The sequence below is a fragment of the Microcystis sp. M169S2 genome (genome assembly GCF_020245865.1).
Classification (GTDB): domain Bacteria; phylum Cyanobacteriota; class Cyanobacteriia; order Cyanobacteriales; family Microcystaceae; genus Microcystis; species Microcystis ichthyoblabe_A.
Genome location: NZ_JADBUB010000024.1, coordinates 1 through 8391, shown reverse-complemented (window position 1 = coordinate 8391; position 8391 = coordinate 1). Strand labels below are relative to the sequence as shown.

Genomic DNA, 8391 nt, shown 5'->3' with positions numbered 1-8391 from the left:
TAATTGAGGGAATGAATACCAAAATAAAGCTTATTAAAAGAATGAGTTATGGATTTACCAATTTTCAACATCTTCGACTTAAGCTGTTTGCTTGCTTTAATTCATAACAAAAATTAACACACGAAAACCAGAAGAGCCAATTAATTTCCTAGTGAAGATAGGCAAAAGGCAAAAGGCAGGAGGCAAGAGGTGGTTAGATATGTGTAATTAATTGGCTCTACCGAACCTGTCATGTAAAACTATCAACAACTTGTGCTTGTAAAGCTTGTATACTAAGGCTTTGAGTTTTTGTTAGATTGATATTTATCAACTTTAGAGCATTGCTCGGCAGAGAGGGAGCTTGAGGAATTTTCTACAGTGTAAGTTCGGAAGAACCAAACTTACAGCTTGCTTCTATATAGATTAGGATTTGAACAAGCCACTCATTTCACACAAAATTGCTTAGAATCTGCTAATTTGATCAATCCGACAGAAGATCAGTATTTCGCATCCATAGCAAAAGCTAAACAATTTCCTGATCAAACTATTACTATTGTTGATGCTTTGACTGCTATCATCTCAATCGAATTAGATCTACCTGTTTGGAGCTATGATTATCATTTTGATATAATGCGGGTGAAAGTATGGAGATAACCCTAAAGTGCCAACTAAAACCCTCCAAACCCTCAGAAAAGGAAACCACAAAAGTCTCCTAAAAAACATTAATAAAAAACTCGCAATCGCCCCTTTATTCAGTCAGTTGATGGGGTTTATTTTTTACCTTTATTAATTTGATTAATAACAAATCCAACTTTAAAAACCCGCTCCATTCTCCCCATTTTCCCGCTTTCCTATACCTTTTAAACAGGATTTATTATGGCCAACAAGAGTCTTAGGGAGACAAATTAATCAATACTTTTGCCTCTTGCCTCTTGACCCTTGCCTTTTTCAACTGGTCGCTAAAAAGGTCTTAATTTTAGGGAAATACAGTTAAAGGAATCCATTCGTAGGTGTTGACAATGCCTTGAAAATAATCATTAATAGTTTCTCTGGAATAGGGAACAACACCATCTTCACCAAACCAACGTTCATAAATTGTCACCGCTTGTTGTTGGTCGCTAACGATCCCTTCCATGAATTTTAATAGGGTATAATTAACCGTATCGCGCCATTTAGAATCATTTTCAGGTAAAGTACAGGCATAGGATTCGTAGGCGTAGGGATAGGAGGGAACTATGGCTAAATTATTAGGATTTTTAGCACTTTTCCTTAAACCTTCTAGGGTAATGCCATCACTGGCAAAACCATCAATTTCTCCCGCTTCTAGTTTTTGTAAACCCTCGCCACGATTTTTAACTTTGACCAAAATAGCGGCGGGTTGTTGGGTTTTAATTACTGCTTCATTGGTAGTATTGGCAATCACTCCAATGCGTCTGCCTGCCAAGCTACCGATGTCATCGAGATTACTACCTTTGCGGGTGAGTAATTGAGTGCCACTGGCAAAGTAACTAACGGAAAAATCCACTTCATTTTCTCTTTTCCAAGTAAAAGTAGTGGAGCCACATTCGATATCGATAACCCCTGTTTTCAACTTTTCAAAACGATTTTGGGGAGTAACCTCAACAATTTTTAATTTAATTGGTTTTCCTAACTTCCGTTCGGTTTCCTTGCGAATTAACTCTAACATATCAAGGCTGTAACCCACCCACTTGCCCTGGGAGTTGACAAAACCAAAGGGAATAGCATCTTTACGAGCGCCGGCAGTAATTACCCCAGTTTTTTGAATGCGATCGAAGATTGCTCCGGCAAGGCTAGAATGGTTACTGGTGAGGGTTAAAGCTACTGTCATCGTCATGACGGCAAGTGTACGCTTCATTTTTTTTCCTAATCTGAAAGTGGCTCAAGTCTGGGACTGTTTCAGGAGACCGAGAGTTTCCCAGAGGAAGATTTTTTAGCGGTGATTGCTGGGGACAAAAAAAGAGGAGAGATGTTACTCTCTCCCCCTTTCAGTTTTTTCGACAGCATTTTAAATTGTTTTTTCAGTTGTCGCTGTCGGGCCGAACCACCCTTGCCTTTGTCGTTACGTCCCTGACGGCGGGGGGACTCCCATCGCTTAAGTCGCATAGTTTTTAATTCCAATTTAGTCAGTTATATTTACTGTAACAGGTTTAACGTCAGTTTGGGTTAAGGAATTGAAACTGTGACAACTCAAGCTCTCTGTCATACTAAATCCGGTTATTAAAAACTGATTATTTATTCCCCCTTTTGCCTTTTGCCTCTTGCCTTTTGCCTGTCCTTATAAGTAGCCTATGCTCAACGGATTTAGTATCACCCTGTGAGATGCCGAACTCTAGTTAACCAACCTTGTTCACCTAATTAGTATTTTCCTATGCTTAGTCAGCAACTTTGGCACAGCCATCAAGATCTAGTACAAGCTTGCCTCGAACACCCTTTTGTGCGAGGTATCGCCACAGGAGAGCTTAAACGGGACTGTTTTGCTTTTTATGTCGGTCAGGATGCTTTTTTTCTGGAATCTTTCGCCCGTGCTTACAGTATCGCCGCTGCTAAAGCTCCCGATTGGCAGGGATTTACTAGCTTTCATCGGTTAGCGGCAGGGGTATTAACGGAATTAGAATTACACGAAAATTATGCTCTACAGTGGGGGGTTGACCTGAGAAAGGTTCAGCCCGCTAATGCCACCCGTCGCTATACGGATTTTCTTCTCGCTACCGCTTGGATGGGTGACATCGGTGCGATTGCCGTGGCGATGAGTCCCTGTATGCGTCTTTATGCTTATCTGGGTCAACAATTAGCCCTAGAGCCGATTTCTGAGAATCCCTATCAAGCTTGGATTGATAGTTATAGTGGGGATGAATTCGCAGCTTTAGCAAGCCAGTTAGAGGAATTAGTGGATAAATACGCCCTGATGACGGAAAATATCTCTTTATCCTATCGTTATGCCCTTAGTTGTGAACAGGACTTCTTTAGTGCCGCCTACAGCCGGGGCAAATCTTAAAATTTTCCCGTCATAATGTTAAGAAATATAAATGACGCTAAGATTAAGGTAAGCAAAATCGTCATTATAAAAATAATGTTCCCTTCGCAACCCACCGAAAACGAACTCCTGAAAACTATCCTGGAACCTCTACTAGAGGATTTCACCCATTGGTTTTCCCGTTCCCGTCTCCTCCTCGAATCCGAGAGATTATCCTTTCTCAGCCTCGAGGAACAAAACGATTTATTAGCAAGAGTCAAAAACGCTCAACAGGAGGTGGCCACGGCTTATTTACTCTTTAAAACCACAGGTGGTCAGGTGGGTATCGAGGCCAAGATGTTGTTACCTTGGCACCAGCTGGTGGCAGAGTGTTGGGGGGTCAGCAGTCGTCGTCGTCGATTACAGGGTTGGGGAGAATATCAATCTCCTCAAACTGACGCTTAACCTGAAACTTTTTGGTAAGCTAGAGAGTTGAGCGAATTTTTAGCATAAAGTTTTGGCAATTAGGAATATTCACACATAATTCATGGGAGACTCGGCCAATGTTACATCTGCTCTATATCCTCGCCTTCACAGTTATCGCTTTTTTGACCATTAATAATTTAATTCGGAGTCTGATTACTGTCAGCATGGATTCCCAGAAACGTCCTGCTAAATCGGCTAATTCCTATAATCCCTACGGTTATCCCATGACTTCCCATCCGGAACTTTTGGACGAGACTGGACAACCGATTAATGAACCTCTGTTAGTGATTCGTTCTCTCACTGTGGAAGATGCTCGTCAACAGTTGGATGCCATTTATAATTCTTCTCCCAGTGCCACCAAAGAGCAAGACGAAGAAATCTAATTGGGGGTGGCTGAATAAATCTAAAAATCTTGTTGGGTAAGACTTTGAGACCTTTTTGAAATCCAAAAGTGCTAGGCAAGAGAGTGATCAGGGGGAAAATTCAGGTGCTTTTTCCCCGAAAATTAGGTAATTGACCTCCTCAAAATCGGTAAAACCCTACACCCCACACCCCACACCCTGCCCCCACCAGCAAACTTTTTCAGCAGACTCTAATTGGTTCTAGAATGGCAGTCCTTGAAAACAGATATATTTATCTACACGGTTTTGCTTCTAGCTCCCAATCAACAAAAGCGCAATTTTTGAGACATTGTTGGCAAAATAGGGGTTTAGCGATGGAAATTCCCGATCTTAACGGTGATGATTTTTCTAGCTTAACTCTCACTCGTCAGATTGTTCAAGTCGGCCAATTGATTGAACAATCTCAGCTTCCTGTTACTCTGATTGGTTCCAGTTTTGGCGGTTTAACGGCAGCTTGGCTGGCAGAAACCTATTCTCAGGTGCAAAGGCTCGTTTTATTAGCTCCCGCTTTTAATTTCGGGCCGATTTGGTTGGGACAATTGGAAGCGGAAACCCTAGCCAATTGGCAAAAATCTGGGAGTTTATCGGTTTATCACTACGGTTATCGCCGTTATCTGCCAATTGATTACAAGTTGATCGAGGACTTAGCCAATTATCCCCAAGAAAAGTTAATCAGGCAGCTCCCCACCCTAATTATTCATGGCAGTGACGATGAGGTGATTCCCCCAGAAAATAGTCGCTATTATGCTTTTTCTCGTCCTTGGGTACAGTTAATCGAATTAGATAGCGATCATGCCCTTACCGATGTTTTGACGAGGATATGGGCTGAAATGCAATTATTCCTAGACATCGGTCTTTAGGCGATCATGACTAAACTTGAGGAACTAACGAGCGGCTCTATTGTTAACGGCATTCTGCCCAATCAAAGCATTACCGTCATTGAGGCCAAGTGGCATGGCAGCGACGCGGTAGAACTGACCTACAAAGATACCAACGGACAACCCTACACAGAACTGCTCTTTCGATACCGAGAGCCAACCCTAGAGATTCTCACCGAAGGAAGACCGTGGGGTTTCGATGGCGACGGAGCTTTGCTGCGCCTAGTTTCCGAAGCCCATCGCATCCGGTTGGCCTACCTGTTTGACCCGCTTCTAGCCGTCCATACCTCTCTGGTGGAACCACTCCCTCATCAAATCACTGCTGTTTACGGTGAGATGCTCGATCGCCAACCCCTACGCTTTTTGTTGGCCGATGACCCCGGCGCCGGGAAAACCATCATGGCGGGATTGTTAATTCGAGAACTCCTAATTCGAGGTGACTTAGCGCGCTGCTTAATCGTCTGTCCAGGCAGCCTCGCAGTCCAGTGGCAAGATGAACTACATAACAAATTTCACCTTCCCTTCGATATCCTCACCAACGACCGCATCGAAACGGCCCGCACTGGCAACGCCCTCGCCGAAATGGGTCTGGTCATTGCCAGACTTGATAAACTCAGCCGTAATGACGACCTCCAGAAGAAACTCCAGCAGACTGATTGGGATCTGGTTATCTGCGATGAGGCCCACAAGATGTCCGCTTCTTTCTTTGGTGGGGAAATTAGGGAAACAAAGCGTTACAAATTGGGCAAACTCCTCTCTAGTGTTACCCGCCACTTCCTGCTGATGACCGCGACTCCCCACAACGGCAAAGAAGAAGACTTTCAGTTATTCCTAGCTCTACTCGATGGCGATCGCTTTGAGGGGCGATTCCGGGACGGAGTTCATGTATCAGATACTTCCGACCTGATGCGCCGTCTGGTCAAAGAGGAACTGCTCAAGTTTGACGGCAAGCCACTTTTCCCCGAAAGAATCGCTCACACGGTCAGTTACCCCCTCTCCGACCAAGAAGCGATCCTCTACAGTCGAGTCACCGAGTATGTGCGCGAAGAATTTGACCGAGCCGAAGCCCTGGCCAACGACGGGCGCAAGGGGACAGTCGGCTTTGCCCTCACCATTTTGCAACGCCGCCTCGCCTCCTCTCCAGAAGCCATCTATCAATCCTTGAAACGACGACGAGAGCGGCTGCAAAAGCGACTCCGAGAAGAAGAACTGCTCAAGCGAGGCCAGTCGCTGGAGATAGAATTTGCTACCGTCCTTGACCAAGACGACATCGATGACGACTTTGAGGATACCGATAGCAGCGAGCGGGAGGCTACGGTCGAGGAGGTGGTCGATCAGGCCACAGCATCGCGTACCATTGCCGAACTACAGATTGAAATCGCCCTGCTGAAAAAGCTTGAAGACCTAGCCAATACCGTTCGACGGAGCGGAAAAGACCGTAAGTGGGAAGAGTTTTCCCATCTTCTCCAGGATGAAGCAGAGATGTTCGATGCAGGAGGATACCGCCGCAAAATAGTCGTCTTCACCGAACACAGAGACACCCTCAACTACCTGAAAGAGCGGATCGGTACACTCCTTGGCAACCCAGAAGCTGTTGTCACCATTCACGGTGGCATGGGTCGGGAAGACCGCAAAAAAGCCGAAGAAGGCTTCAAGCAAGACGTAGGAGTACAGGTACTTCTGGCCACCGATGCCGCCGGAGAGGGGATCAACCTGCAACGAGCGCATCTCATGGTCAATTATGACCTACCCTGGAACCCAAACCGTCTAGAACAGCGATTCGGTCGCATTCACCGGATTGGACAGACCGAGGTTTGTCATCTCTGGAATTTGGTGGCTCACGAAACCCGCGAGGGAGATGTCTATCGGACGCTCCTCGAAAAACTCGAAGCTGAACAAAAAGCTTTAGGCGGACGGGTGTTCGACGTATTAGGTAAAGCCATTGCGGGAAAAGAATTGCGCGAACTTCTCATCCAAGCCATCCGTTACGGCGATCACCCAAAAGTAAAAGCACGCTTAAACGAGGTCATCTCTGAAAAGCTCGATCAAGAGAGACTAAGGGAATTGCTGGAAGAACGCGCCCTAGCACGGGATTCGATCGATGCTTCCAAGGTTCAGAAAATTCGAGAAGATATGGAGCGAGCCGAAGCCAGACGGTTACAGCCGCACTTCATCGCCGCATTTTTCCTCGAAGCCTTCCAACGCTTAGGCGGCACCCTACGCCAGCGAGAGCCAAAGCGATACGAGATTACCAACGTCCCCGCCGTTATCCGTAACAGAGACCGCTTTTTCGGGATAGGAGAGCCAATTCTCAAACGCTATGAGCGCATCTGTTTTGATAAAGACCTGATTAGTGTTCCGGGTAAACCCGTTGCTACCTTTGTCTGTCCCGGCCATCCCCTGTTAGATGCCACTATCGATCTTGTCTTGGAACGGCATCGGGAATTACTCAGACGGGGGGCTATCCTAGTTGATGACAGTGATCCGAGGGAGGAAATTCGGGCGCTGGTGTACTTAGAACACGCCATTCAAGACGCTCGGCTAAATCCCGATGGCAGACGGCGGGTGGTGTCGCGGCGAATGCAGTATGTGGAAATTCCTCTGTTTGCACCACAGAGACAGGGAGAGAGAGATGCTGGGTATGCCCCTTATCTAGATTATCGTCCTTTGCAGGAAGAGGAGCGGGCGATCCTAGGGCCGATCCTTGATTCTCTCCCTATCGGTAATGAGATTGAGAGCCAGTCCCGCAATTATGCGATCGCTAACCTCGTCTCTTCCCATCTTCAGGAGGTACGGCAGCGCAAGGAAGAGTTAATTGAAAAGACCCTTATAGCAGTTAAAGACCGCCTGACTAAGGAGATCAACTACTGGGACCATCGGGCGGCCCAGTTGCGCCTACAGGAAGAAGCGGGGAAGACAAATGCGCGGATCAATTCCAACAAAGCCCAGATGCGGGCCGATGAACTACAAACGCGGTTGCAAAAGCGCTTGTCTGAATTGGAGCAGGAGCGTCATTTATCCCCATCGCCGCCGGTGGTGGTAGGGGCAGCCCTCATCGTACCGGGGGGACTGTTAGGGCGACTTTTAGGCAAGCCAATGTTTGCCCGGGAGACAAAGCGCGTCGAGCAGCTGGCAATGGCGGCAGTCATGGCGGCTGAGAAGGCTTTGGGGTATGAACCGCGGGATGTGAGTGCCGAGAAGTGCGGCTATGACATCGAATCGCGCCGAACCGGAACAGGCCGCTTACGGTTTATCGAAGTCAAGGGTAGAGTAGAAGGAGCAGAGACGGTGACTGTCACCAAGAACGAGATCCTTGCATCCTTTAACAAGCCAGAGGATTTTCTGCTGGCTTTGGTTTCGGTTTCTCCCTCAGAGGAAGTCCTGGTCAGATATGTGCGCCGGCCATTCCAGAGAGAACCGGATTTTGGGGCGTGTAGTGTTAATTATGATTGGGGAGAGTTATGGGAGAGGGGGGATATGATTGAACCACAAAGACACGAAGGACACTAAGGGGATTAACCACAAAGGCACGAAGGACACTAAGGGGATTAACCACAAAGGCACAAAGGACACTAAGGGGATTAACCACAAAGGCACAAAGGACACTAAGGGGATTAACCACAAAGGCACAAAGGACACTAAGGGGATTAACCACAAAGGCACAAAGGACACT

9 protein-coding genes are annotated in these 8391 nt (G+C 46.6%); 6 read left to right on the top strand and 3 right to left on the bottom strand.

The window, feature by feature from the left end:
* Positions 1–107: transposase (locus tag IM485_RS02245; protein ID WP_287638279.1), on the top strand; the 107-nt coding region annotated here is incomplete at its 5' end.
* Between the two features lie 848 nt (positions 108–955).
* Here the strand turns inward: IM485_RS02245 and IM485_RS02240 are convergent.
* Together IM485_RS02240 and IM485_RS02235 are read right to left on the bottom strand one after the other, a co-directional pair.
* Complete coding sequence (locus tag IM485_RS02240) at positions 956–1855, bottom strand: amino acid ABC transporter substrate-binding protein (RefSeq protein WP_104397634.1); 900 nt, start codon at positions 1853–1855, stop codon at positions 956–958.
* A gap of 41 nt (positions 1856–1896) precedes the next feature.
* Positions 1897–2103, bottom strand: coding sequence for a hypothetical protein (locus tag IM485_RS02235; protein ID WP_104397665.1), 207 nt, complete (start codon positions 2101–2103; stop codon positions 1897–1899).
* 265 nt (positions 2104–2368) lie between these two features.
* Between IM485_RS02235 and IM485_RS02230 the strand changes: the two genes are divergently transcribed.
* The 5 genes from IM485_RS02230 (at position 2369) to IM485_RS02210 (ending at position 8228) form a co-directional block, all read left to right on the top strand.
* The gene (locus IM485_RS02230; RefSeq protein ID WP_104397635.1) at positions 2369–2995 is read left to right on the top strand and encodes a TenA family protein; all 627 of its coding nucleotides are present in this window, start codon (positions 2369–2371) and stop codon (positions 2993–2995) included.
* 15 nt (positions 2996–3010) lie between these two features.
* On the top strand, positions 3011–3418 hold the full coding sequence (locus tag IM485_RS02225; RefSeq protein ID WP_104397636.1) for a DUF2605 domain-containing protein: 408 nt from the start codon (positions 3011–3013) through the stop codon (positions 3416–3418).
* 98 nt (positions 3419–3516) lie between these two features.
* Positions 3517–3822, top strand: a complete 306-nt coding sequence (locus IM485_RS02220) for a DUF2973 domain-containing protein (protein ID WP_046661666.1) — start codon at positions 3517–3519, stop codon at positions 3820–3822.
* A 224-nt stretch (positions 3823–4046) separates the two neighbouring features.
* Positions 4047–4700 (top strand): YqiA/YcfP family alpha/beta fold hydrolase, encoded by a 654-nt coding sequence (locus IM485_RS02215; protein ID WP_287740965.1) that lies wholly within the window; start codon positions 4047–4049, stop codon positions 4698–4700.
* A gap of 6 nt (positions 4701–4706) precedes the next feature.
* Positions 4707–8228, top strand: coding sequence for a helicase-related protein (locus tag IM485_RS02210; RefSeq protein WP_287740962.1), 3522 nt, complete (start codon positions 4707–4709; stop codon positions 8226–8228).
* On the opposite strand, the gene IM485_RS02205 is transcribed toward IM485_RS02210, so the two are convergent.
* A partial coding sequence (locus tag IM485_RS02205; RefSeq protein WP_287740960.1) for a hypothetical protein occupies positions 8158–8391 on the bottom strand: 234 nt, incomplete at its 5' end. The genes IM485_RS02210 and IM485_RS02205 overlap by 71 nt on opposite strands.

Bases quoted from the DNA above. Each gene is read 5' to 3' on its own strand.
- IM485_RS02220 (WP_046661666.1), top strand. From the start codon at position 3,517: ATGTTACATCTGCTCTATATCCTCGCCTTCACAGTTATCGCTTTTTTG.
- IM485_RS02240 (WP_104397634.1), bottom strand. From the start codon at position 1,855: ATGAAGCGTACACTTGCCGTCATGACGATGACAGTAGCTTTAACCCTC.
- IM485_RS02210 (WP_287740962.1), top strand. From the start codon at position 4,707: ATGACTAAACTTGAGGAACTAACGAGCGGCTCTATTGTTAACGGCATT.
- IM485_RS02235 (WP_104397665.1), bottom strand. From the start codon at position 2,103: ATGCGACTTAAGCGATGGGAGTCCCCCCGCCGTCAGGGACGTAACGAC.
- IM485_RS02230 (WP_104397635.1), top strand. From the start codon at position 2,369: ATGCTTAGTCAGCAACTTTGGCACAGCCATCAAGATCTAGTACAAGCT.
- IM485_RS02225 (WP_104397636.1), top strand. From the start codon at position 3,011: ATGTTAAGAAATATAAATGACGCTAAGATTAAGGTAAGCAAAATCGTC.
- IM485_RS02215 (WP_287740965.1), top strand. From the start codon at position 4,047: ATGGCAGTCCTTGAAAACAGATATATTTATCTACACGGTTTTGCTTCT.